The sequence below is a fragment of the Streptomyces sp. TLI_55 genome (assembly GCF_900206255.1).
Taxonomy (GTDB): Bacteria; Actinomycetota; Actinomycetes; order Streptomycetales; family Streptomycetaceae; genus Streptomyces; species Streptomyces aquilus.
The window spans coordinates 5,793,969-5,816,166 of sequence record NZ_OAOJ01000001.1 but is presented as its reverse complement, the minus strand read 5'-3'; the positions used below and the strand labels follow the sequence as shown (position 1 = coordinate 5,816,166).

The 22,198-nt window shown below is 71.2% G+C and carries 18 protein-coding genes; 8 read left to right on the top strand and 10 right to left on the bottom strand.

The genetic code is table 11. From position 1 onward, the window contains the following. The first annotated feature begins 32 nt into the window (after nt 1-32). The 3 genes from CRP56_RS26905 (at nt 33) to CRP56_RS26895 (ending at nt 3,456) form a co-directional block, all read left to right on the top strand. Complete coding sequence (locus CRP56_RS26905) at nt 33-1,019, top strand: glycosyltransferase family 2 protein (RefSeq protein WP_097268161.1); 987 nt, start codon at nt 33-35, stop codon at nt 1,017-1,019. A 1-nt stretch (nt 1,020) separates the two neighbouring features. Then, on the top strand, nt 1,021-2,349 hold the full coding sequence (locus CRP56_RS26900) for an alpha-2,8-polysialyltransferase family protein (RefSeq protein ID WP_097268159.1): 1,329 nt from the start codon (nt 1,021-1,023) through the stop codon (nt 2,347-2,349). A gap of 138 nt (nt 2,350-2,487) precedes the next feature. Continuing rightward, on the top strand, nt 2,488-3,456 hold the full coding sequence (locus tag CRP56_RS26895) for a hypothetical protein (RefSeq protein WP_097268156.1): 969 nt from the start codon (nt 2,488-2,490) through the stop codon (nt 3,454-3,456). A gap of 68 nt (nt 3,457-3,524) precedes the next feature. Here the strand turns inward: CRP56_RS26895 and CRP56_RS26890 are convergent, their stop codons facing one another. Together CRP56_RS26890 and CRP56_RS26885 are read right to left on the bottom strand one after the other, a co-directional pair. Further along, nucleotides 3,525-5,843, bottom strand: a complete 2,319-nt coding sequence (locus CRP56_RS26890) for a glycosyltransferase (RefSeq protein ID WP_097268154.1) — start codon at nt 5,841-5,843, stop codon at nt 3,525-3,527. Then, nucleotides 5,840-7,303, bottom strand: a complete 1,464-nt coding sequence (locus CRP56_RS26885; RefSeq protein WP_097268152.1) for a glycosyltransferase family 29 protein — start codon at nt 7,301-7,303, stop codon at nt 5,840-5,842. The genes CRP56_RS26890 and CRP56_RS26885 overlap by 4 nt, the downstream gene beginning before the upstream one ends. Before the next feature lie 218 nt (nt 7,304-7,521). Here CRP56_RS26885 and CRP56_RS26880 point away from each other — a divergent pair, with 218 nt between their 5' ends. After that, a complete protein-coding gene (locus CRP56_RS26880) occupies nt 7,522-8,640 on the top strand; it encodes an acyltransferase family protein (RefSeq protein ID WP_373559686.1) in 1,119 nt (372 codons plus the stop codon). Between the two features lie 64 nt (nt 8,641-8,704). Further along, a complete protein-coding gene (locus tag CRP56_RS26875; RefSeq protein ID WP_097268148.1) occupies nt 8,705-9,589 on the top strand; it encodes a class I SAM-dependent methyltransferase in 885 nt (294 codons plus the stop codon). 49 nt (nt 9,590-9,638) lie between these two features. Here the strand turns inward: CRP56_RS26875 and CRP56_RS26870 are convergent, their stop codons facing one another. Beyond that, a complete protein-coding gene (locus CRP56_RS26870) occupies nt 9,639-10,277 on the bottom strand; it encodes a TetR/AcrR family transcriptional regulator (protein WP_097268146.1) in 639 nt (212 codons plus the stop codon). A 71-nt stretch (nt 10,278-10,348) separates the two neighbouring features. Between CRP56_RS26870 and CRP56_RS26865 the strand changes: the two genes are divergently transcribed. Next, complete coding sequence (locus CRP56_RS26865; protein WP_097268144.1) at nt 10,349-11,743, top strand: FAD-dependent oxidoreductase; 1,395 nt, start codon at nt 10,349-10,351, stop codon at nt 11,741-11,743. Between the two features lie 47 nt (nt 11,744-11,790). On the opposite strand, the gene leuE is transcribed toward CRP56_RS26865, so the two are convergent. Both leuE and CRP56_RS26855 read right to left on the bottom strand, forming a co-directional pair. Next, a complete protein-coding gene (leuE, locus tag CRP56_RS26860) occupies nt 11,791-12,438 on the bottom strand; it encodes a leucine efflux protein LeuE (protein WP_097268142.1) in 648 nt (215 codons plus the stop codon). Nucleotides 12,439-12,482: 44 nt separating this feature from the next. After that, complete coding sequence (locus CRP56_RS26855; protein ID WP_097268140.1) at nt 12,483-14,063, bottom strand: acyl-CoA mutase large subunit family protein; 1,581 nt, start codon at nt 14,061-14,063, stop codon at nt 12,483-12,485. A gap of 112 nt (nt 14,064-14,175) precedes the next feature. Between CRP56_RS26855 and CRP56_RS26850 the strand changes: the two genes are divergently transcribed. Next, complete coding sequence (locus CRP56_RS26850) at nt 14,176-14,991, top strand: L,D-transpeptidase family protein (protein WP_257041071.1); 816 nt, start codon at nt 14,176-14,178, stop codon at nt 14,989-14,991. A 229-nt stretch (nt 14,992-15,220) separates the two neighbouring features. On the opposite strand, the gene CRP56_RS26845 is transcribed toward CRP56_RS26850, so the two are convergent. From CRP56_RS26845 to CRP56_RS26825, 5 genes are all read right to left on the bottom strand, one after another. Continuing rightward, a complete protein-coding gene (locus CRP56_RS26845; protein ID WP_097268137.1) occupies nt 15,221-16,306 on the bottom strand; it encodes a hypothetical protein in 1,086 nt (361 codons plus the stop codon). After that, complete coding sequence (locus CRP56_RS26840; protein ID WP_097268135.1) at nt 16,306-16,968, bottom strand: RNA polymerase sigma factor; 663 nt, start codon at nt 16,966-16,968, stop codon at nt 16,306-16,308. The genes CRP56_RS26845 and CRP56_RS26840 overlap by 1 nt, the downstream gene beginning before the upstream one ends. Nucleotides 16,969-17,338: 370 nt before the next feature. Then, complete coding sequence (locus tag CRP56_RS26835; RefSeq protein WP_143664944.1) at nt 17,339-18,067, bottom strand: hypothetical protein; 729 nt, start codon at nt 18,065-18,067, stop codon at nt 17,339-17,341. A gap of 33 nt (nt 18,068-18,100) precedes the next feature. Continuing rightward, nucleotides 18,101-18,718, bottom strand: coding sequence for an RNA polymerase sigma factor (locus CRP56_RS26830; protein WP_097268131.1), 618 nt, complete (start codon nt 18,716-18,718; stop codon nt 18,101-18,103). A 141-nt stretch (nt 18,719-18,859) separates the two neighbouring features. Further along, nucleotides 18,860-19,291, bottom strand: coding sequence for a hypothetical protein (locus tag CRP56_RS26825; protein WP_097268129.1), 432 nt, complete (start codon nt 19,289-19,291; stop codon nt 18,860-18,862). Between the two features lie 390 nt (nt 19,292-19,681). Between CRP56_RS26825 and CRP56_RS26820 the strand changes: the two genes are divergently transcribed. Beyond that, nucleotides 19,682-22,192: an N-acetylmuramoyl-L-alanine amidase gene (locus CRP56_RS26820; RefSeq protein ID WP_373559767.1), complete on the top strand. Its 2,511-nt coding sequence runs from the start codon at nt 19,682-19,684 to the stop codon at nt 22,190-22,192. The last annotated feature ends 6 nt before the right edge of the window (nt 22,193-22,198 follow it).

Below are 22,198 nucleotides of genomic sequence, written 5' to 3'. Positions count from 1 at the left end.
GCCCAGCCGGACGGCCTTCTAGCGTTTCTCGGGTGCCAAAGCTCTCCGTGATCGTGCCGTTCTACAACGTGCAGCAATACGCCCCGGAAACCCTCAGAAGTCTGCGGCTCAACGCCCGGAGCGACTTCGAGTTCATCCTCGTCGACGACAAATCGAAGGATGAAACGCCCGCCATTCTCGAACGGGCGGCCGAGTCGCTTTCGGATGTCGCGCAGGTGAGATATATCCGCCATGAGACGAACGGGGGTCTCGCCACCGCCCGCAACACCGGCCTCGACGCGGCGACCGGCGAGTACCTGACCTTCCTGGACGGCGACGACTGGCTCGCGCCGGGCTACTTCGCCGAGCTGGTGGCCGCCATCGAGGGGCTGGGCTGCGACTTCGTACGGACCGACCATGTGCAGGCGACCGCCCGCGCCCGGTCCGTGCACCGCGCCCCGGTCGGGCTGCGCGGCGAGGTGCTCAACCCGCGCGACGCGATCCTGCCCGCCGACCGGACGACGTCCGTGGACTACGCGTACGCATGGGCGGGGGCGTACCACCGGCGGCTTCTCGACAAGGGTCTGCTGCACTTCACGGACGGGCTGCGGACCGCCGAGGACCGGCCCTGGATCTGGAAGCTGCACCGCGAGGCCGAGTCGTTCGCCGTGGTGAACCTGCTGGGCGTGTTCTACCGGCGCGGGGTGGCGTCCTCGCTCACCCAGATCGGCGACGCCCGCCAGCTGGACTTCATCCGCGCCTTCGACCAGGTCATCGAGGAGACGGCCGCCGACCGGGACGCGGACAAGCTGCTCCCCAAGGCCGTGCGCACCTACTGCGCGATCATCGCCCACCATCTCTCCGACGAGGCCAAGTGGGAGCCGGCCGTCGCCAAGGAGCTGCGTGCGCGCAGCGCGGCGGCGATCAAGCGGATGCCGCAGGACATGCTCGGCGAGGTACTCGACACGATGGACCTGCGCCGCTCCGCCAAGCTGCGGCGGCTGCGGCGCAGGATCAGCACAGCGAAGGCGGCTGCCTGAGATGCCCACCACCCAGATCTTCTGCGCCTCCACGCTGTACGGGGCGGCCACGCTGGCCGCCGCCGTCGACTCCGACCTCTTCGACGAGGCAGAGCGCCGGGTACTGCTGGTGTTCAACAACTCGGCGACCCCGGAGACCACGCTCCCGCTCGACCGGATGCCCGGCTTCGAGCCGCTGCGCGCCCACTTCGACGCGGTGCTGTCCTGGAACGAGGCCATCCGCCCGTTCCACCCCGGTGCCTGGACCCCGCGCGCCGACGACATCCCGCTCTTCGAGCGCTATCTGCGGCTGCTGTGGGGGCTCGGGGACGACCGGGTGGAGCTGGTCCTGGAGTCCATCCAGGTCACCCCGGCACTGACCGTGGCCCAGCTGTTCACCGGCGCCCCCGTGCATGTCTACGCGGACGGCCTGATGAGCTACGGCCCGACCCGCAACAAGCTCGACCCGCTGGTCGGCACGCGCGTCCGCCGCCTGCTCCACCTGGACCTGGTGCCGGGCCTCACGCCCCTGCTGCTCACCGAGTTCGACGTGCCCGCGCAGGTCGTCCCGACGGGCGCCTTCCTGAAGGTCCTCCGCGAACTCGCCGACACCGTCGAGGACCTGCCGGTGCTGCCCGACAACTCGGCGCTGCTGCTGGGCCAGTACCTGTCCGCGCTGAACATCCTCTCCGCGGACCAGGAGGAGCACCTGCACGTGCGGATGCTGCGCGGCGCGGTCGACCGCGGGCACCGGTCCGTCGTGTTCAAGCCGCACCCCACCGCACCGGCCCGCTTCAGCCGCGCACTGGAGACCGAGGCGGAGAAGCTGGGCGTCGACCTCACCGTCCTCGACACCCCCGTCCTCGCCGAGGTGCTGTTCGAGAAGGCCCGCCCCGGACTGGTCGTCGGCTGCTTCTCCACGGCCCTGTTCACCGCCGCCGAGTTCTACGACCTCCCGGTCGCCCGCATCGGCACCGAGACGCTGCTGGACCGGCTGACCCCGTACCAGAACAGCAACCGCGTCCCGGTGGTGCTGGCCGACGCGGTGCTGCCGGACCTGGAGCGGCGCAAGGGCGAAGAGCCGTTGCCCGCCGACGAGCTGACCGAGCTGATCGCCGCGGTCGGCTTCACCCAGCAGGACCGCATCTACCCGGCGCGGCGCGCGGCGGCGGAGAAGTACCTCGCCAAGCGGCTGCGCCCGCGCATCCAGCGCTACTTCAGGAAGAAGCGCCTCACCTCCCTGGGCCTGCCCGGCGGCATCCCGGAGCGGCTGGCGTTCCTGCCGCACAACTCGACGGCCCGCAGGGTCGTCCGGCAGGCCCGGGCACTGAAGAAGGCCGTGAAGCGCTGAGCGAACCAGACATGAACGGCCAGGAAAGGGCATGGAAAGAGAGCCCAATCATCGAGTTACTCCGTTGATTCAATGGTGATGCGGTGTTCGAGGTCCCTAGGATCACGGGCACCGCTCTCCGAATCCCGTGAGGCCCTCATGACGAAGCTCGGCCGGCTCTACTCCCTCTTCGACAGCGTCGAGCTGCCGGAGAACCTCCCCTACACTCAGTGCAGCACCTGGGAGCTGGAATTCCTGTACCTGCTGGGGCGCCACCACCTCACGGGCCAGGGGCAGATCGTCGAACTCGGCTCCGGGGGCGGCGGCTCGACGTACGCCCTCGCGCTCGGGCTGAGCGAGAGCCCCGTGTTCGACACCCGCAAGGGCCGACTGCACGCGTACGACTTCTTCCGCGTCGGCAAGGGCACGTTCGCCTCGGAGAAGTTCTTCGACTCCGGTCACAAGCCGGCCGACGACAACTCCTTCCTGGACGACTTCAAGCGCCGCCTCGGCCCCTTCCTGCCCTTCATCGAGATCCACGCCGGTGACCTGTGGCAGACCTCGGACCCGGAGGACACCACCCCGGTGGAGTTCCTGCACATCGACATCGCCAAGACGGCCCGGGTCTTCCGCTGCGTCTCGGAGCGGTTCCTGAGCCGGATGCAGGTCGGCACGGTCGTCCTGCACCAGGACTTCGCCGGTCCCCGGCTGCCGTGGCTGCACCACAGCACCGGCGCGCTGCTGCCGTACATCGAGATCGCCGGGCCGCCGATCCGCTCCACACTCGCCTTCGAGGTGACGCAGCCGGTCCCGGCGGACGTCCTCAAGCGGATCACCGAGGACGACTACACGGTCGACGAGAAGCTCGCGCTCATCTCCGCCGTCCAGGACCGGATCGACCGCGACCACACCGGCGGCATCCCCTTCAAGTCGGTGCTGGAGCTGTCGAAGGCGTACGTCGCCCACTACGACGGGCAGCACCGGCGCGCCTGGTCCATAGCCAAGCCGCTCCAGTCGGACGAGTATCTGAGCCGCACCCGGGCCGATCACTTCGAGCAGCTGAAGAAGGCGTACGCCAAGGAGCCGTCGTTCCTGGACAAGCTGGTGCGCAGGACCGTCGGCCGCTGACGGGCCCACCGCGCTGAGGTGCGGGCCCCCTGTGCCGTGGGGGCCCGCGGTCTCTCAGCTCCCCCGGGTCACGAGCCCAGGATCACCCGCAGGTCGGCCGCGTTCGCCTCGGTGACCTTCCACAGCTCCTGCTGGCGGCCGTGGACGTCGGCGACCGTCTTGGCGTGGTCGGCGAGCAGGTCCTTCGCGCGCTCGACCAGGCGGGCGGCGAGGTGGCGGTCGTGGACCGAGACGCCCCACTCCGGGCGCTCGATGTCCCGCAGGAAGTACGCCATCTTCGGGTGCGAGATCAGGCTGATGATCGGCGTGCCGACGCCGAACGGGATCATGCCGGCGTGACCGCGCATGCCGATGACCAGCTTGGTGCGCGCGTACAGGTCGCGGATCTCGTCGTTCTCGAAGTCGTACATCGGGATGACGGGCATCGAGATGCCGTGCTCGCGGCGCAGGTCGAGGGCGATCTTCTCGTCGTCGAGCGAGTGCGCCACGCACTTCACCGTGCCGAGCTTCCCCAAGTCCCGTACGGCCTGCGCCATCTGGGCGAGGAAGTAGGCGTAGTCGTGGCCGAAGCGCAGGCCCGCGCGGTCGTAGGCGGCGTTGATCAGGATCGTGTCGTCCCGCTCGGCCGGGTCCTGCCAGCCCGCCACCAGCTGGCGCATGACCGTGGTGGGGCAGGGCTGGAAGCGGACCTTGTCGTGCAGGTGCGACGGCAGCATCGCACGGACCTTCTCGATCGAGCCGTGGTTGCGCAGGCCGAAGAAGGCGGAGCGCTCGACGAGTTGGAGCAGTGATTCGCGGAAGCGGTTGGCGCGGTAGGACTGGCCGTCGAAGGCGTTGAAGCCGACGGCGAAGACCGCGATCGGGACGTCGATGCGGTTGAGGAGGGCATCCGGGACGTTCCACTGCCAGGCGCTGTTGCCGTTGGGCATGGTGTCCGGGATGAACAGGCCGCCGCCGCCGATGACCAGGCCCCGGCGGGCGTTGACGCGCTCCAGCGCCGCCTCGTCGAACAGGCGGTGGGCGTGGACGGAGTGCCAGCGGCGGGACGTGGTGTCGGGGCCGAAGGCGAGGCGGACGGTCTCCGGGAGGAGCTTGTCGCCCGCGTTGCCCTGCCGGTCCATGTAGAAGGCGACGTGGGCGAGTTGGTCCTCGGCGCTGCCCCGCTCCTGCGAGGGCACGGCGGCGGCCCGCTGGGCCCAGAGCCGGCTGGGCCGGTGCGTCGGGTCGACGGTGATGCCGGCGGTGGCGTACCGCAGTGCCTCGGTGTGGTCGCCCTGCACCCACGCCATCTGCGCGAGCCGGGCGTAGGCGGTGGCGGCCCGGTTGGGGGCGGCGGTGGCCAGCAGCAGCTGGGCCTTGGCCTCCTCGTAGCGGGAGACGCTCATCAGGGCGTGCCCGAGGACCTCGTGCGGCCAGGCCTCGTCCAGCGGGATGCGGACCCCGCTCAGGACGTCGACGGCGTCCTGGTAGTCGCCGTTCGCGATGTGCGCGGCGGCGACCTTGCGGGCCACCTCGACGTCGCCGGTGCGCTGGACGTGCGGGGTGCCGAAGTGGACGACCAGGTCGTGGTGGAGGCCTCCACTGGACTCCAGGTAGGCCGCCTGGAACGCGGCGTCGGACAGCTCGTACTCGCGCCACTTGTCCTCGGCCTGGCTGTACCCGGCCTCGCCGCCCTGCCACGGCTTGTGGCGGCCGGTGAAGTGCAGGATCGCGGTGTCGTCCGGGACGGGCAGGTCACCCGAGAGCCGCCGCTTGACGAAGTTGTAGCGCGGGTCGAGGCGCACGAAGTCGCCGTCGAGGACGGCGTTGAGGATGCCCTGGTCGTGCTTGTCGAGCTCGTAGTCGCCGGAGCGGCCGCACTTGTCGAGCTTGGCGCAGAACTCGTCGCTCAGGTACTCGCGCTGGATGACCAGGAGCCCCGAGTTGAGCTTGTGCTGCCCGTAGAAGAACTGCGGGACGGCCGCCAACCCCTCGCGCAGCTCCAGGAGTTCGCGCAGATCGCCGAGCACCACCATGTCGGTGTCGAGGGTGATGACGGTGTCGTACTCCCGGATGCGGAACACATCGAGGATGAAGTAGGCCTTGCGGACCAGGTAGTTGTCCTGGTCGCCCTTCTTGTACGAGTCGTAGTGCGTGTCGTTGACGCGCTGGAGGACGATCCGCGGGTGCAGGGCGCGGATCTTGGCTATCGAACCGGGGCGCAGGTCGTCGTAGAGGACGACGAAGTCCTCGCACACGCTCGGGTTGGACAGCGCGAGGCTCCTGAGGAGGGTCAGGAAGCCGGGCAGGTAGTTCTCGTCGACGTACGACGCGAAGGCGATGCGGCGCTTGCCGGTGAGGGCCGCCGCGTCGGTGACGGGCGCCGCGGTCAGGGTGTTCGTGGTCATCGCAGGGAGATCCTCAGGTCGGTCACGCTCTGGGCCCGCTGCATGACCCATGCCTTCTCGCTGGTGTATTCGTGCACGGACGTGATCGCGAGCTTCATGGCCTCCGGGACGCGGTAGGCGCCGCTCTCGTAGAAGTCGAAGCCGATCAGGTCGAGGGTCGGGCTGACGTCCAGGAAGTCCAGCAGGTAGAGCATGTTGAAGCCGGTGGTCGGGATGCCGGACCAGACGTCGGTGCCGAGCTTGCCGATGTTGCGCACGGGCCAGCGCAGCGACTCGTCGCCGAGGAAGGTCTGGGCGCCGGGGACCAGCCGGTTGCGCAGCGAGTACTTCCAGTCGCCGGAGATCCCGCCGAACACCAGCCGGGTGTCGACCCGTTGGTCCCAGTTGAAGCCGTGCTTGTGGATGGTGGCGTGGATGTCGGTGCGGCCGCCGGTGTGCTTCGGGTCGATCTTGTACGAGTTGAAGCGGACGACGATGTCGTACGCGTCGATCTCGGCGCCCATCGAACTGGCGCCGACGCGGCCGGAGTTGGCGATCAGGCAGATCGACTTGCCGGCGATGCGGTTGCGGAACTCGCCGAGGCTGATCCACTGCACGCCGCCGATGGTGGGGTCGGCGACGGGGCCGCGCATGCGGTTGCGGCGCTGCTCGGCGTAGAGGGCGAGGGCCTCGGTGAGGGCGGCGAGGTCCGTCTCCTGCGTCATGCGCAGGTCGAGGTACTGGCTGAGGAGTTCCTGCCGGTCGGCGACCGGGGAGTCCTCGGCGGCCAGGGTGAGGAGCGCTCCCACGAGGCGCGGCTCGGCCTCGGTCCAGTCTCCTACGGCCTGGGCGGCGAGGCCCTCGGCCCACACGTCGGTGGCGGCACGCCGGGTGAACTCCTCGGCGCGCGGGTTCTGCCGCCGCAGCAGCGCGAGCAGTTCGCGCTCCTTCTCGGCGGCGACCCGCAGCCCGGCGATCCGGGCGCGGACGCCGAAACCGTCGTCGTCGGTGAGGGCGAGGTACTTGTCGTACGCCTCGACGGCCTCCGCCTCCTCGCCGAGCGTCTCCAGCAGCCGGGCGCGCAGCCGCCAGCCGGCGCGGGAGTTCTTGCGCTGGGCGAGGACGGTGTCGGAGATGACGAGGGCGAGGTTCAACTCGTCGTCGTAGCCGCACTCCAGGGCCTTGTTGGCGACGGCGAGCAGGGCGTCGAGCAGCTCGTTGGGAATGCCGCCCGAGGGGGCGGCGGCACCCTTCACGGCCCGCTTGAGCAGGGCGGTGGCGCCGCCCGCCGGGGCGGGCGCGGCGGCGGACGTGGCGGTCGTGCCCCACACCACGAGCAGCTTGCGCAGCTGCTCGGCGAGTTCGACGCGGCGCCGGTCGACGCTGCCGACGACCTTTCCGCTGTGTACCGCGCAGGCGCGCAGGCAGTCGTCCAGCTCCCCTCCACGCGCACGTGCACGTCTCTTCTGGACCGTCGTCATGGCACTCCCGTTTTGTCTTCTTACCAAAGCTGAGACGAGTTCTTGTGCTTTACCGCTTGCGTGGGGGGATTCCGAGGGAATTTAGGAAGCCAAAACGACATCCAGGTGAACTCACCGGGACCGGGCGGCCAATCGTTGGCTCGCCGGTCAAGACATCCCTGTGATTCGGACTAATGTCCCTGTGTACACCCGTAGGAACAGCTGTCGAGGGGATATCCGTGACCACGATCACCGTCGGCGAGGTGACGGAGACACCCCCGCGGCCGGAGCGGACGGCACCCCGCGAGACCCGGTTGCGTGCCCTGGACGGGCTGCGGCTGGTGGCCGCGCTGATGGTGGCCGCGTACCACTACGGCGGCCGGGGCGGCGATGTCACGACGGCCTGGGGAAGTTCCCCGAAAGACCAGTTCCCGACGCTGCACCAGTATTTCTCGTACGGCTGTCTCGGCGTCCAGGTCTTCTTCGTGATCAGCGGATTCGTGATCTGCATGAGCGGCTGGGGCAGGCCCCTGAAGTCGTTCTTCGCGTCCCGCGCGTCCCGGCTGCTGCCGGCGTACTGGGCGGCGGTGGTGCTGGTCACCGCCGTCTTCGCCCTCCCCATGGTGGCGTACAAGACGGTGTCGCCGAGCGACGCGCTCGTGAACCTGACGATGCTCCAGCAGCCGCTCGGCGTCGACCGGGTGCTGGGCGTGTGCTGGACGCTGTGGGCGGAGGTCCGCTTCTACGCCCTGTTCGCCCTGTGCGTGGTCCTGCCGGGCGCCTCACGCCGCCGGGTGATCCTGTTCTGCGCGGGCTGGACGCTGGCCGCGGCGATCACGCAGGCAGCGCACCAGCCGCTGCTCGACGTGGTGCTGATGCCCGAGTACGCGCCCTTCTTCATCGGCGGTGTCGGCCTCTACCTCGTCCACCGCGACCGGCGGGACGTGTACGCGTGGGGCATCGTCGGCGTCAGCTTCCTCATCGGCCAGCACTACGCGGTCCGCGGACTGTGGAACGCCGGCGACCCGAACGCGTTCGCGCACCGCACCTCCGCCGGGATCGTCCTCGTGGTCGCGTTCGGCTTCCTCGCGGTCGCGGCGATCGCGCTGGGCTGGCTCAACTGGGCGAACTGGCGCTGGCTGACGGTGGCCGGGGCGCTGACGTACCCCTTCTACCTGGTCCACGAGCACCTCGGCTGGGTGGTGATCCACGCCCTGCACATCGGCCTCGGCCTGCCGTCGGCGGAGACCTTCGCGCTGACGGTCGCGGCGATGCTGCTGCTGGCCTGGCTGCTGAACCGGTACGTGGAGAAGCCGCTGACCCCGAAGCTGCGTTCGGCTCTGGCCAAGGCTCGGTGACGTTGTTCATCTGACGTTCCGCCGCGGGTCAGTTCGCCCGGCCCAGGGCGAGCAGGAATGTCTCATGGCCAACGCACAGCAGACGTACACGTACCCCGGTGAACTCAGCGACGTACCCGGCTGGTTCCCGCCGCTCGACCAGATGCTGTTCACCTGGTTCCTCGACCGCCAACGGCGGCTGGGCGTCCAGGGCGACCTGCTGGAACTCGGCGCCTACATGGGCAGGAGCGCGATCCTGCTCGGCCGGCATCGGGGCGCGGGCGAGCAGTTCACCGTCTGCGACCTGTTCGGCGGGGAGGCGCCGGACGGGGCGAACAAGGCCGAGACGGCGAAGTCGTACGCGTCCCTCACCCGGCAGTCCTTCGAGCGCAACTACCTCTCCTTCCACGACGAGCTGCCCCGCGTCATCGAGGCGCCCAGCTCCGTCATCTCCTCCGAGGTCGCCCCGAAGACCTGCCGCTTCGTCCACATCGACGCCTCGCACCTGTACGAGCACGTCCGCGACGACATCGGCGCGGCGCGGGAGTTGCTGGTGCCGGACGGGATCGTCGTCCTCGACGACTTCCGCTCCGAGCACACGCCGGGGGTGTCGGTGGCGGTGTGGGAGGCGGTGCTGAACCGGGGGCTGCGGGTGGTCTGCCTCAGCACGCAGAAGCTGTACGGGACCTGGGGTGACCCGGGGGTGGTGCAGGAGGAACTGCTGGAGATGCTCCGGGGGCGGCCGGACTGCGGGCTGAGTGTGCAGGAGGCGGCGGGGCAGCGGTTGGTGCGGGCGCGGGCGAAGGGGATGCGGGCGGTGGAGTTTCCGAAGTCGCGGCACTATGTGGCGCCGGAGCCGGTGCCTGCGGCGCCCCAGCGGCGGAGGTCGCCTGCGCGTCGTATCGCCGTTGAACTGTTGCCGCCGGTTGTCACTCGGGCAGTGCGGAGGGCTTTGACGGTTCGCGGTTAGGTGCGGGTTCGTCGTGGCTGGGCGCGCCCACGCGGCGGTAGCCGCACATCTATACAGCCCCGCGCCCCTTTGCGGCGTTGCCGATACCCGTGATGATCAAGGCCAGGCCCTCCTCGAAGTGCTTGTCGTAGTCCGCGAAGACCTCCCTCCCCGCCGCCGCCGACAAGGGGAAGTCGGCCATCAGATGTGCCCGTTCCTCTACGTCGACGCCCGGCTGCATGCCTTGCTCCTCGGTGACGAAGCCGAGGGTGTAGAAGTACGTCGTCGAGGCCGCGCGGACCGCCTGGGCGAGGGTGAAGCCGGCCGCCGTGAACAGGCGCAGGTTGTCCTCCATCGCCTCCGCGTGCACGAGGCTCGTGAAGCGTGAGCCGCTGAAGACCTTGGCGCCGTCGCGGTAGCCGAGCAGCGCGGCCCGCAGTCCGCGGTTGGACTTCAGCAACCGCTCCTGCCAGGTGTCGCCGGGATCCAGCGCGGTCCCGGCGATCATCCGCCGGTACATCTCCGTCGCCATCTCGTCCAGCAGCGCCTGCTTGTCCTTGAAGTGCCAGTACAGGGCAGGCGCCTTGACGTCGAGTTCCTTGGCGATGGCCCGCAGGGTCAGGCCCTCCAGGCCCAGCTCGTTCAGGAGCTTCAGGGCGGTCTCGGCGACCCGTTTGCGATCGAGGGGCGTGCGGCGTTCCGTACTCACACTTGACACCTTAACAGCGTTAAGGGCAGCCTTGTCGGCGACGGCACTTAACAGCGTTAAGGAGATAAGCGATGGATGTTCTGATCGTCGGAGCCGGCCCGACCGGCCTCGCCCTCGGCATCGACCTCGCGCGGCGCGGGGTGGCCGCGCTGGTGGTGGAGAAGGCCGACGCCCTGTTCCCCGGCTCGCGCGGCAAGGGCATCCAGCCGCGCACGATGGAGGTCTTCGACGACCTCGGCGTCCGGGACGCGATCCGCGCGGCGGGCGGCACCTACCCCGTCGGGATGATCTGGCAGGACGGCGAGCGGGTCGGCGAGCACCAGATGTTCGAGCCGGCCGAGGCGACGGAGGACTCGCCGTACAACGAGCCGTGGATGGTTCCGCAGTGGCGGACGCAGGAGATCCTCGCGGCGCGGCTGGCGGAGCTGGGCGGCGAGGTCGCCTTCGGCCGGGAGGTCACCGGTCTCACGCAGGACGAGGACGGCGTGAGCGTGCACTTCGCGGACGGCCCTGACCTCCGCGCCCGGTATGTCGTCGCCGCGGACGGTGGCCGCTCCGCGATCCGCCGGGCCCTCGGCATCGCCATGACCGGCGAGACCGTCGACCCGAACCCGGTGCTGGTGGCGGACGTACGGCTGACCGGCCTCGACCGCGAGTACTGGCACGTGTTCCCGCCGCGCGAGGACGGCGACGGCTACCTGGCGATCTGCCCGCTGGCCGGGACCGAGGACTTCCAGGTCGTGGCCCAGTTCCCGGAGGGCACGGCCGTGGACGTCTCCCTCGAAGGCGTCCGCAAGGTGGTCGCCGACCGCTCCCACCTCACCCCGGACGCCGTGACGGAACTCCGCTGGTCCTCCGACTTCCGGCCCCGCCAGGCCCTCGCCGGCCGCTTCCGCGCCGGCCGCGTCTTCCTCGCCGGGGACGCGGCCCACATCCACTCACCGGCCGGCGGCCAGGGCCTCAACACCAGCGTCCAGGACGCCTACAACCTGGGCTGGAAGCTGGGCGCGGTGCTCACGGGGAGCGCGCCTGAGTCCCTCCTCGACACCTACGAGGAGGAGCGCCGCCCGATCGCCGCCCAGATGCTGGGCCTGACGACGAGCGTCCACCGGGGCGAGACCCGCCGGGGGGATGCGACGCGCCAGCTGGGCCTGGGCTATCGGGGCTCGTCCCTCACGGAGGAGACGGGCGAGGTGCCGGGCCCGCTGAGGGCGGGTGACCGCGCACCTGACGGGATGCTGGAGGGCGTACGACTGTTCGACGCGTTCCGGGGGCCGCACTGGACGCTGGTGGCAGTGGGGGTGGAGGCGCCGCAGGGGCTGCCGGAGTCGGTGCGGGTCGTCAGCGGCACCGAGCAGCCGTCGTACGGGACGGGCCTGTTCCTGGTACGCCCGGACGGCTACGTAGGCTGGGTAGGCGAAACCCCGGGCGCCCTGATGACATACGTCAGGCGCATGGGCGTCTAGGGGCGCAGGGAACTGCGCGACCAGCCCCCACCGGCCCGCACCCGGCATCAAGCACTGGCCAGCGACAACTTCACCGCGAATCCCAAGAACAACGCCCCCGCAGCCGACGTCGCCCCCGCCGACAACCGCCTCCGCCTCCGGAACGCGTCCGCCAGCCGCGTCCCGCTGAAGATCAGCGCGGTGAGGTAGAGGAAGCTCGCCGCCTGCGCGAACGCGCCCAGCACCACGAAGGACAGCGCCGGATACGCGTACCCGGGATCGACGAACTGCACGAAGAAGGCGACGAAGAACAGGATCGCCTTGGGGTTGAACAGGCTGATGACCAGGGCCCGGCGGTAGGGCCGCTCATAGGAGGCCCCGTCGGACGCGTCCTCGGCGGTCGCTTCCTTCCTCGACCGCCACATCCCCCACGCGGCCCGCAGCATCCCCACCGCCAGCCACGTCAGATACCCGGCGCCCGCGTACTTCACGATCCCGAACAGCACGGCGTTGGCCTGGAGCAGGGACGCCACCCCCGCCGCCGACAGCGTCATCAGCACGGTGTCGCCGCACCACACCCCCGCCGCCGCGGTGTACCCGGCCCGCACCCCGCGCCGGGCGGCGACGGACAGGACGTACAGCGAGTTGGGACCGGGCAGCAGGACGATCAGGACGAGTCCTGCCAGGTAGGTGGGAAGGTCTGTGACGCCGAACATGCACAGGAGTGTCGCACGTCAGAACGAATACGCCAGAACGTGCGCTAGAACGAATGTGAGGGAATGTACGTCCCCCACACCTCCCGCAGCGCGTCGCACACCTCGCCGACCGTCGCCCGCGCCCGCAGCGCCTCCTTCATCGGGTACAGGACGTTGTCCTCACCCTCCGCCGCCTTCCTGAGGGCGTCGAGGGCCGAGGCCACCGCCGCCGCGTCCCGTTCCGCCCGCAGCCGTGCCAGCCGCTCGGCCTGCCGGGCCTCGATCGCGGGGTCGACCCGCAGCGGCTCGTACGGTTCCTCCTCGTCGAGCCGGAAGCGGTTGACGCCGACGACGATCCGTTCGCCCGCGTCCGTCTCCTGGGCGATCCGGTAGGCGTTGCGCTCGATCTCGTCCTTCTGGAAGCCGTGCTCGATCGCCGCGACCGCGCCGCCGAGGTCCTCGACCCGGCGCATCAGGTCGAGGGCCGCCGCCTCCACGTCGTCGGTCATCTTCTCGACGACGTAGGAGCCGGCGAAGGGGTCCACGGTGGCGGTGACGTCCGTCTCGTGGGCGAGCACCTGCTGGGTCCGCAGCGCGAGCCGCGCGCTCTTGTCCGTGGGGAGGGCGATCGCCTCGTCGAAGGAGTTGGTGTGCAGGGACTGGGTGCCGCCCAACACCGCGGCCAGGGCCTGGACTCCGACCCGGACGAGGTTCACCTCGGGCTGCTGGGCGGTGAGTTGGACGCCGGCCGTCTGGGTGTGGAAGCGGAGCATCAGCGACTTGGGGTCGCGGGCGCCGAACTCCTCCCGCATCACCCGGGCCCAGATGCGCCGGGCCGCACGGAACTTGGCGACCTCCTCCAGGAGCGTCGTACGCGCCACGAAGAAGAAGGAGAGGCGAGGCGCGAAGTCGTCGACGTCCATCCCGGCCGCGACCGCCGTACGCACGTACTCGATGCCGTCCGCGAGCGTGAACGCGATCTCCTGCACGGGGGACGCGCCCGCCTCGGCCATGTGGTAGCCGGAGATCGAGATGGTGTTCCACTTCGGGATCTCGGTACGGCAGTACTTGAAGATGTCGGCGGTCAGCCGGAGGGAGGGCTTCGGCGGGAAGATGTACGTCCCCCGCGCGATGTACTCCTTCAGGACGTCGTTCTGGATCGTGCCCGTGAGCCGGCCGGCGGGTACGCCCTGTTCCTCGGCGACCAGTTGGTAGAGGAGCAGGAGCAGCGCCGCCGGGGCGTTGATCGTCATCGACGTGGAGACCTGGTCCAGGGGAATCCCGTCGAACAGCACCCGCATGTCGTCGACCGAGTCGATCGCGACGCCCACCTTGCCGACCTCGCCGTGCGCGAGGGGGGCGTCGGAGTCGTGGCCCATCTGGGTGGGGAGGTCGAAGGCGACGGAGAGGCCGGTGGTGCCGTGGGCGATGAGCTGCCGGTAGCGGGCGTTGGACTCGGTGGCCGTGCCGAAGCCGGCGTACTGGCGCATGGTCCAGGGGCGGCCGGTGTACATGGTCGGGTACACGCCCCGGGTGTAGGGGTAGGCGCCCGGTTCGCCCAGCTTCTCCGCCGGGTCCCAGCCCGCCAGGGACTGCGGTCCGTACACCGGTTCGATGGGCAGTCCCGATTCCGACTCGCGCGCCATGGTGTGCCGCCTCCCGTCACTGGGGTACTGGTCCCCACAATGCCGCGCCGTTCGCGACGAGTCATCCGCGGGAATCATCTTCGGTGGCGGCGTGAGACGAGCGGGGGTCGCGATGCGTATCGGGGACATGAGGAGAGTGGTCGCCGCGCTGGTGGTCGCGGCCGTGGCGGGCGGCTGCACCGTGCAGGCGACCGACGGCGACGGCAAGAACCGGACGCCGGTGCGCATCGAGCTGCCCGACAGCGCCTCGCCGACGCCGCGCGCGACCACCACCACGCCCTCCTCCGCCACGCCGGCCAAGGTCCTGTGGTCCCGCGGCGACACCGGGCGGGACATCCGTGAACTCCAGGCCCGGCTGCGGCAGGTGGCCTGGATCTTCGAGGGGCCGACGGGGACGTACGACGACGCGACCGTGGACGCCGTCAAGGGCTTCCAGGGCAAGCGCGGGCTGCCGAAGACCGGCGAGACCGACTCCGTCACCTGGCAGCGGCTGCTGCGGATGACGCGCGAGCCGGGCAAGTGGGAGCTGTATCTGATGGGCGGGCAGCCCGCCGACGCGCCGGACGCGCGCTGCATGACCGGGCGGGTGCTGTGCATCAGCAAGTCCAGCCGTACGTTGCGCTGGATGGTGGACGGCAGGACGCTCAAGACGCTGCCGGTGCGGTTCGGGACGGAGTACACCCCCACCCGGGAGGGCGTCTTCCACGTCTACTGGAAGTCCCGCGACCACTACTCGACGCTCTACCACTCGCCGATGCCGTACGCGATGTTCTTCAGCGGCGGCCAGGCCGTGCACTACTCGACGGACTTCGCGGCCCGTGGCTACGCGGGCGGCTCGCACGGCTGCGTCAACGTCCGCGACGAGGCGGCGATCTCGGAGCTCTTCGACGAGGTCCGCACCGGCGACAAGGTCGTCGTGCACTGGTGACCCGCGGGGCAGAAGTGTGGGGCGCGGGCGGGACCGGGGGAACGTGTCCCACCCGCGCCAAATGCACGAGCCGTGGGTACGGGGGGAACCCCGGCTCTGTGCGACGGCCGATGACCAGTCGGCTCACTCAGTACTGCGCCGCCGGGCTCCAAAACGTCACACCCCCCGGGAAAAAGTTCCGCGGGCTCCGGTGCGGAAGGACTCAAAGGCCTCAGAAGACTCAGAGGGCTCAGAGGGCCGAGTACGACGGGCTCGGCTCCGGCTGCGGGGCGGCCGCCGCCCTCTTCGGCAGCAGCGGGGCGGCCGTGTCGGGCTCCGGCGGGGAGTAGCCGCCGTCGGGGTCGTGGCGGTTGCCGCCGCCGTGGTCTCCGCGTCCGGAGCCTCTGTGGTGGCCGTCGTCGTCGCCCTTGCCGTTGCCGTTGCCCCGGCCGCCGCCCTTGCCGTCCCGGTCCCGGTGGCCCTTGCCCTTGCCCTTGCCGCCGTCCCCGTCCTCACCGGCCTGGGCGTCGGAGCGGGTGCCGGAGGAGCTGTCCAGGACGCCCTGGCAGAACTTCCACACCCGTGCCGAACCGCCGGCCACGCCTTCCAGGGCACGGCGGCGATCGCTGGACAGTGCCTTGCCGTCGCGCAGGTCGCGGCAGGCCGAGGGCGCCGCGCCCCACCAGGAGCCGGGCTTGCCGTCCTTGCCGTCGGTGCCCGGCGAGCTGCTCGCGCCGTCCCGGGCGGTGTCACGGCCGCCGCCCCCCTCGGCGGCACCGGCGCTGGAGCCGTCGGGCGTGGGCTCGTCCCCGCCGGTGCCCTGGGGTGACGGCGAGACGAGCGGGCGGTCCGAGGTCACGGCGGCCGAGACGGAGGCGTTGGGGCCGGGTTCGCCGTCGCCGAACGGGGTCGGCAGCAGGCCGGCACCGGCGGCGGCCACTCCGCCGGCCATGCCGAAGGCCAGCGCGGCGGCGAGCGCGAGGCGGACGGGGCGGTTGCGGCGCGGGCGGGGCGGGGCCGCGGGTCCGTGGCCCCGCCGACCGCCGATCCGGATGAGGCCGACGTCGGCGTGCGTGGCGGTGGTGGCCCCGTGCTCCGTGCGCGCCGTGCCGGTGCCCCGGTCGGCGTGCGCCTTGCGGAACGCGGCCAGGGCGGCTTCCTCGCCGGGGAGTTCGGTGGTGCTCGGCGGCGGGTCCACGGACAGCGCGCCCAGGGTCTTGGCGAGTCGCTCGGCCTCGTCACGGGCGGTGGGCTCGACAGCGTTGTCCAGTGACTCACCGCGCAGCAGCCGCTCCGCCAGCTCTTGGTTCAGCCACTCGTACTGCTTGTCGGCCATCACATGTCCTTCTGCGTCCGCGGACGCGTATGCGTCACACTCGCGGACGTCACCGCACGGCCCCGCGGTTCTCGCGGGGGCGGCAGGGCGTCGAGCCCGCCGGCCGATTCCGGATCGGTGCCGAGGAGTTCGGCGAGCCGCTTCAGTCCGCGGTGCGCGGCCGTGCGGACGGCTCCCGGCCGCTTGCCCAGCGTCTCCGCCGCGGTCTTGGCGTCCAGGCCCACCACCACGCGCAGCACGACCGCCTCGGCCTGGTCCTGCGGCAGCCGGGCGATCAGGGAGAGGGTGGTGTCGGTGGCCAGCGCCTCCATCGCCTCGCCCGCGGTGTCGGACTCGGCGGCCTTCCCGGTCAGTTCCGTTTCGTCGCCGCCGATGGCCGGGCGACGGCCCCGCATGCGTATGTGGTCCAGGGCGCGGTTACGGGCGATACGGGCGGCCCAGCCGCGGAACCGGTCGGCGTCCCCCTCGAAGCGCTCCAGGTCCCGGGCGATCTGCAGCCAGGCCTCGGAGGCGACGTCCTCGGCGTCCGGATCGCCGACCAGCGTCCGGACGTATCCGAGCAGCCGCGGGTGCACGGCGCGGTACACAGTCCGGAACGCGGTCTCGTCCCCGTCCTGTGCCGCGAGCACCGCGGCGGTCAGCTCCGCGTCATCCCCCAGCACGCATGGTTCCTCGGTCGATGGTCGCGGCCCCCCGGGGCCGCCTGCGATTGCGGTGGTTCCTCGCCTCCCGCTCGGCGCGAAAGGCACGTTACGACCTGAAACCGCTGCTCGTCCATGTCCGTACAAGATGCAACCACCTCGTGACGGGGTGGACGGAAGCCGGTGGCGGCCCGGGGTGTGACAGAAAACGCACTCATGGCGCTGTAGGAAGTACGGGCCGCCGCGCGGCCCGTGCCGCGCGACGGCCGGGGCCTCTCCTGTGGGGGGTGGCGGCCCCGGCCGTCTCCGCGTGCGGCATCTGCGGGACGCGGGGCGTGCGTGCAGGAGCGGAGCGGCGTCGCCGGCTCCGCGCGTCTCGGTTTCCCGAGGACTACGGCTTGTTCTTGCCCTTGGCCTTGCCGGGCTGCTGCTCGCTGTTGCCCGGGGCGCCCGTCGCCGCGTTGCCCTTGACCGGCGTCTTGCCCTGCTTGTTCGGCCGGTCCTGCGCCAACTGCCGTGCGCAGTACGCCGCGACCTTCTCCTCGCCGCCCGCCGCCGCGATCAGCCGCTGCCAGGCCGTCGAGTTCAGCGCGTTGCCGCGCCCCTGGAGCTTCTCGTAGGAGCGGCAGTGGGCCTCGGTGTCCTGGGCGGTGACCGGGCGGTCCGCGGGTGCGGAGGTGGCGGTGTCCGGGGTGGGGTCCGCCTGCTCGGAGGTGGCGGCGGCGCTGTGCGGCTGCCGTTCCCGGGGCCGGTCGGCGGTGTCGTCGGAGGAGGAGCCGGAGGTGCCGATCGCGGCGAACGCGACGCCGCCGATGGTGAGGCTCGCCACGAGCACGGAGAGGGTGGTCTTCAGCGAGCGGCCGAGCTTGCGCTGCTCCCCGGGGCGCCAGTCGTCCCGGCGGCGGGTGCGGGCGCGGTGCGCGCCGCCGTCCCGGGCGGCCCGGAACGCGGCGACGGCCCGCTGCTCGCCGTCGCCCCTGGGGAGGACGCGCATGGCGTCGGCCAGGAACTGCTCAAGGCCGCCGGTGTCGTCGCCGTCGCTGCCCTGCTGGCCGGGGACGCCGGCGCCTGGGTGCACACGCCGACGGCCGTGGCCCCCGCCGCTCTGCCTTTCACCCATGTCCGTTCCTGTCTCTGTCCGGCCCGTCGTCGTTCACTTCGACTCCCCCAGCGTGCGGGGGTCGTCATCCGTCACACTCTCGACGCCCAGCTGCTGGGCGAGGCGCTTGAGTCCCCGGTACGCGGCGGTGCGCACGGCGCCGGGGCGCTTGCCGAGGACGCGGGCGGCGGCGGGGCCGTCGAGCCCGACGACCACCCGCAGCAGCACGGCCTCGGCCTGGTCCCGCGGCAGCCCGCGCACCAGCGCCAGGGCGTACTCGGTGGAGAGCGACTCCAGCGCCTGGTCGTGGGTGCTGTGCGGGCCGGGCAGATCCAGTACGTCCTGTTCGAGCGCGGCCGACCGGGGCCGCACCTTCTGCCGCCGCAGGTGGTCCAGCGCCCGGTGCCGGGCGATGGTCGCCGACCAGCCGCGGAAGCCCGCCCCGTCGCCCTTGAACCGGCCGAGGTCGCGGGCGATCTCCAGCCAGGCGTCGGAGGCCACGTCCTCGGCGTCGTCGCCGACGATGCCGCGGAGGTAGCCGAGCAGTCCGGGCTGCACGATCCGGTACGCGACCGCGAAGGCGGCCTCGTCACCGTCCTGGGCCCGCGCGACAGCCGCGCCGAGCTCGACGTCGTACGTCTGCACGCGGCGGGGTTCGCCTCCTCGACCCAAGAACTGTCCTCGTTCATGCCGACTCGCGGCGATGTCGCACCGCGGGTGCGGTCGCCCTTGCGCTGAGCGGAGTGCTCAGCCCTTCACGCTCATCAGCGCCGGGCCGCACAGAAGTGTCACTGTCCTCGGCCCGGCGCTCCGTCAGGCGGCGGTCCGCCGGGGCCTGCCGTGCAGGGTCAGGTAGAAGGTCTGGAGGGAGTCCTCGGGAGCGCTCGACCCGAAGCGGTTGAGGACCTTGCCGAGCGGGTTCCAGACCCGGCCGTCGGGCATCCGGACACCGACCTCCTGGCCGAAGTACCCGCGCTGCGTGTCGTCGAGGTCGACCCACTCCGCGCCCGCCCGGCGCACCAGCACCTCACCGACGTAGGCGCCCAGGCCCGCCAGCGGTTCGCGGGCCCGGTCCTGGTCGGCGCCGCCCTTGCGCAGTCCGTCGATCAGGAAGTCGACGACCCGCAGACTGGCCACCGAGTAGTCCAGCGGCAGCCGGCTGCGCGCGGTGATCCCCGTGACGAACTCCGCGGCCCGCCCCCGCATCCCGGCCGCGCACACCACGCTCCCGGCCTGCTTCCCCATGAGCCCCCACCCCATTCGCTCGGCTCTCCCGCTGTTCCAGCGGATGCCGTCCCGCGAACATCACGGGTCCCGGGCGTGGCGATTCCCACACAGGAAAACCACAGTCGCCGTACAACCATCCGACCCAGTGATGTTTGGCCATAGCTGAGCGCTCTGTGTATGGGCTGCCCAAGTGGCAGGCGCTACGAACGAGTTCATTTCACAGGGGTGGGGTAGTTGAGTCCTCGCAGCAGCCGTGCGTACAGACCGCTCAGTCTCAGGAGACGGGCCTGGCTGACCGCCGGGGCCGTGGTGCTGAGCGGCGCGGGCATCGTGACGTACGCGATGGCCGACCAGGGCGCGCAGTCGGACGGCAGGGCCGCGGCCCGCAAGGCCGCCGTCCACACGCTGATGCTCCAGAGCGCGGGCGCCGGCCGCAAGAGCCTCGCCAAGCGGGACACCGACCGCTTCAGCGCGCTGCTGGTGACCTGGGACGACGCCGACGCCAAGGCCAAGGGCACGCCCGAGGTGCGCACCCGGGACCTGGAGACCGGCACGTGGTCCGGCTGGCGGAAGCTGGTCGTCGACCCCAGCCAGGCGGACGGCGCCGAGGGCGAGCGGGCCGCGCTGCGCGGCGGTACGGAGTCACTGTGGACCGGTGACTCGGACGGCGTCGAGGTGCGGGTCGTGAACGCGGACGGCACGGCGGCGGGCGGGCAGCCGGCCGGGATGGACGTCAAGCTGCTGGACCCGGGGACGGATCCGCGGGGCAACGGGGTATCGGCGGCGGAACCGGCCTCGTTCGCGGCGGAGACGACTACGCCGGAGGCATCGCCATCGCCATCGCCATCTGCATCGGCTTCGGCTTCGGCATCGCCGAGTGAGTCCGTGTCGCCTTCGGCTTCGGCTTCGGCTTCGGCTTCCGCTTCGGCTTCGGCTTCCGAGTCGGCGTCGCCCTCCCCGTCCCCCACCTCCACCGTCCCCACCCCCCGCCCCTCCACGGTCGTGAAGCCGCCGATCATCACGCAGGCGGAGTGGGGCGCGTCCACGGACTACGACGGCACGCCCGGCTACGGCGCCGAGATCAAGGCCGCCGTCATCCACCACACCGGCATGGACAGCGACAACACCCTGTCCTGCGCCGACTCGCGGGCCCGGATGCGCTCCATCCAGCAGGAGCACTTCGCGCGCGGCTACTACGACATCGGCTACAACTTCGTCGTCGACAAGTGCGGCCAGATCTTCGAGGGCCGCAGCGGCGGCATGGACCTGCCGGTGATCGGCGCGCACGACATCGGGTTCAACACCAACACGGTCGGCATCTCGTACATCGGCAACTACGAGTCGGCCAAGCCCAGCAAGGCCGCGCTGGACTCCATCGCGCGGATCGTGGCGTGGAAGTTCGGGATGTACGGCATCGACCCGACGGGCAAGGTCACCCTGGTCTCCGGCAGCGACGCGGGCGTCGACGGCAACAAGGTCGCCAAGGGCAGCTCGATCACCCTCCCCCGCGTCTTCGGCCACCGGGACACCAACGCCACGGCCTGCCCCGGCGCGAACCTCTACTCCAAGCTGTCGCGGATCGCGGCGCTCGCGAAGACGCCGGGCATCTCGCACGCCCTCGCCACCTCCGACTACAACCGGGACGGCGTGACCGACCTGGTCGCGGGCGTGCCGAAGGCGAACGCGGTGAAGATCGTGCCGGGGAGCGTCAACGGGCCGGTGACGGCGGCGAAGGTGACGCTCACCCAGTCGAGCCCCGGGGTCCCCGGCTCCTCCGAGTCCGGTGACGCCTTCGGTACGTCGACCGCGTGGGGCGACGTGAACGGCGACGGTTACGCCGACCTCGCGATCGGCGCGCCCGGCGAGGACGACACCAGCGGCAACGCCGACCGCGGCCAGGTCACGGTGATGTACGGCCCGACGCTCGACACCGGCTTCTCGTACACCACGTCGGGCGTCACGGCTGCGGGCGCGAAGCTCGGCTCGGCCGTGACCGTGGGCGACTTCAACGGCGACGGCAAGGCGGACGTGTTCGCGGCGGGCGCGGGCAAGGGCGGCAACTGGAACGTCCGTCTGACCGGGGGCAGGACGAGCTACGGCACGCTCACCACCGCCACCGGTGCGGTGGCCTACCTGGACGCCGCGACCGGCGACTTCAACCAGGACGGCTACGCGGACGTCGCCCTCAACTACCGCGACACCGGCGGCATCGGCCGCGTCGTCCGCTTCGCGGGCTCGGCGACGGGGCTGACCAAGGCCGGCGTGATCTCGGTCAAGGGCGGCCGGTCCATCGCGGCCGGTGACGTCAACGGCAACGGCTACGACGACATCGTCATCGGCCAGCCGGTGGCGTCCGAGTCCGGCGGCAGGCCGGGCGGGCAGATCACGATGGTGCCGGGCACGTCCACGGGCTTCACGACGACCGGCATGACGACGATCCACCAGGACACCTCCGGCGTCCCCGGCGGCGACGAGTCCGGCGACGCGTTCGGCAGCTCGGTCTCGGTCGGCGACTACGACGCCGACGGTTACGCGGACGCGCTGGCGGGCGCGCCGGGCGAGGACCTGGTCCGCGACGGCGTGAACCGCACGAACGCGGGCAACGCGATCCTGGTGAAGGGCAGTTCGGCGGGCCTGACGGGCACGGGTTCGATCGCCGTCTCCCAGGACACCTCGGGCATCCCCGGCGCCACGGAGACGGACGACCGCTTCGGCTCCGCGGTGTCCTTGTCCGACCTGTCCGGGTACGGCCGCGCCGACCTCGTCTTCGGCGCGGACAACGAGGACGGCGGCGACGGCGTCCTCCTCCACCTCCCGAGCACCAGCACGGGCCTCGGCTGGTCGGAGGCGACGGTCTACAGCAAGACGACCCTGTCGACCCCGACGGACGCGAGGCTGGGCCAGGCGCTGACGTCGTAAGCCCCT

Coding starts and splice junctions, on each gene's coding strand:
- CRP56_RS26825 (WP_097268129.1), bottom strand. CDS start 19,291: ATGGGGAAGCAGGCCGGGAGCGTGGTGTGCGCGGCCGGGATGCGGGGG.
- CRP56_RS26900 (WP_097268159.1), top strand. CDS start 1,021: ATGCCCACCACCCAGATCTTCTGCGCCTCCACGCTGTACGGGGCGGCC.
- CRP56_RS26835 (WP_143664944.1), bottom strand. CDS start 18,067: ATGGGTGAAAGGCAGAGCGGCGGGGGCCACGGCCGTCGGCGTGTGCAC.
- CRP56_RS26885 (WP_097268152.1), bottom strand. CDS start 7,303: ATGACGACGGTCCAGAAGAGACGTGCACGTGCGCGTGGAGGGGAGCTG.
- CRP56_RS26895 (WP_097268156.1), top strand. CDS start 2,488: ATGACGAAGCTCGGCCGGCTCTACTCCCTCTTCGACAGCGTCGAGCTG.
- CRP56_RS26865 (WP_097268144.1), top strand. CDS start 10,349: ATGGATGTTCTGATCGTCGGAGCCGGCCCGACCGGCCTCGCCCTCGGC.
- CRP56_RS26845 (WP_097268137.1), bottom strand. CDS start 16,306: ATGGCCGACAAGCAGTACGAGTGGCTGAACCAAGAGCTGGCGGAGCGG.
- CRP56_RS26875 (WP_097268148.1), top strand. CDS start 8,705: ATGGCCAACGCACAGCAGACGTACACGTACCCCGGTGAACTCAGCGAC.
- leuE (WP_097268142.1), bottom strand. CDS start 12,438: ATGTTCGGCGTCACAGACCTTCCCACCTACCTGGCAGGACTCGTCCTG.
- CRP56_RS26890 (WP_097268154.1), bottom strand. CDS start 5,843: ATGACCACGAACACCCTGACCGCGGCGCCCGTCACCGACGCGGCGGCC.
- CRP56_RS26820 (WP_373559767.1), top strand. CDS start 19,682: ATGCTCCAGAGCGCGGGCGCCGGCCGCAAGAGCCTCGCCAAGCGGGAC.
- CRP56_RS26850 (WP_257041071.1), top strand. CDS start 14,176: ATGCGTATCGGGGACATGAGGAGAGTGGTCGCCGCGCTGGTGGTCGCG.
- CRP56_RS26855 (WP_097268140.1), bottom strand. CDS start 14,063: ATGGCGCGCGAGTCGGAATCGGGACTGCCCATCGAACCGGTGTACGGA.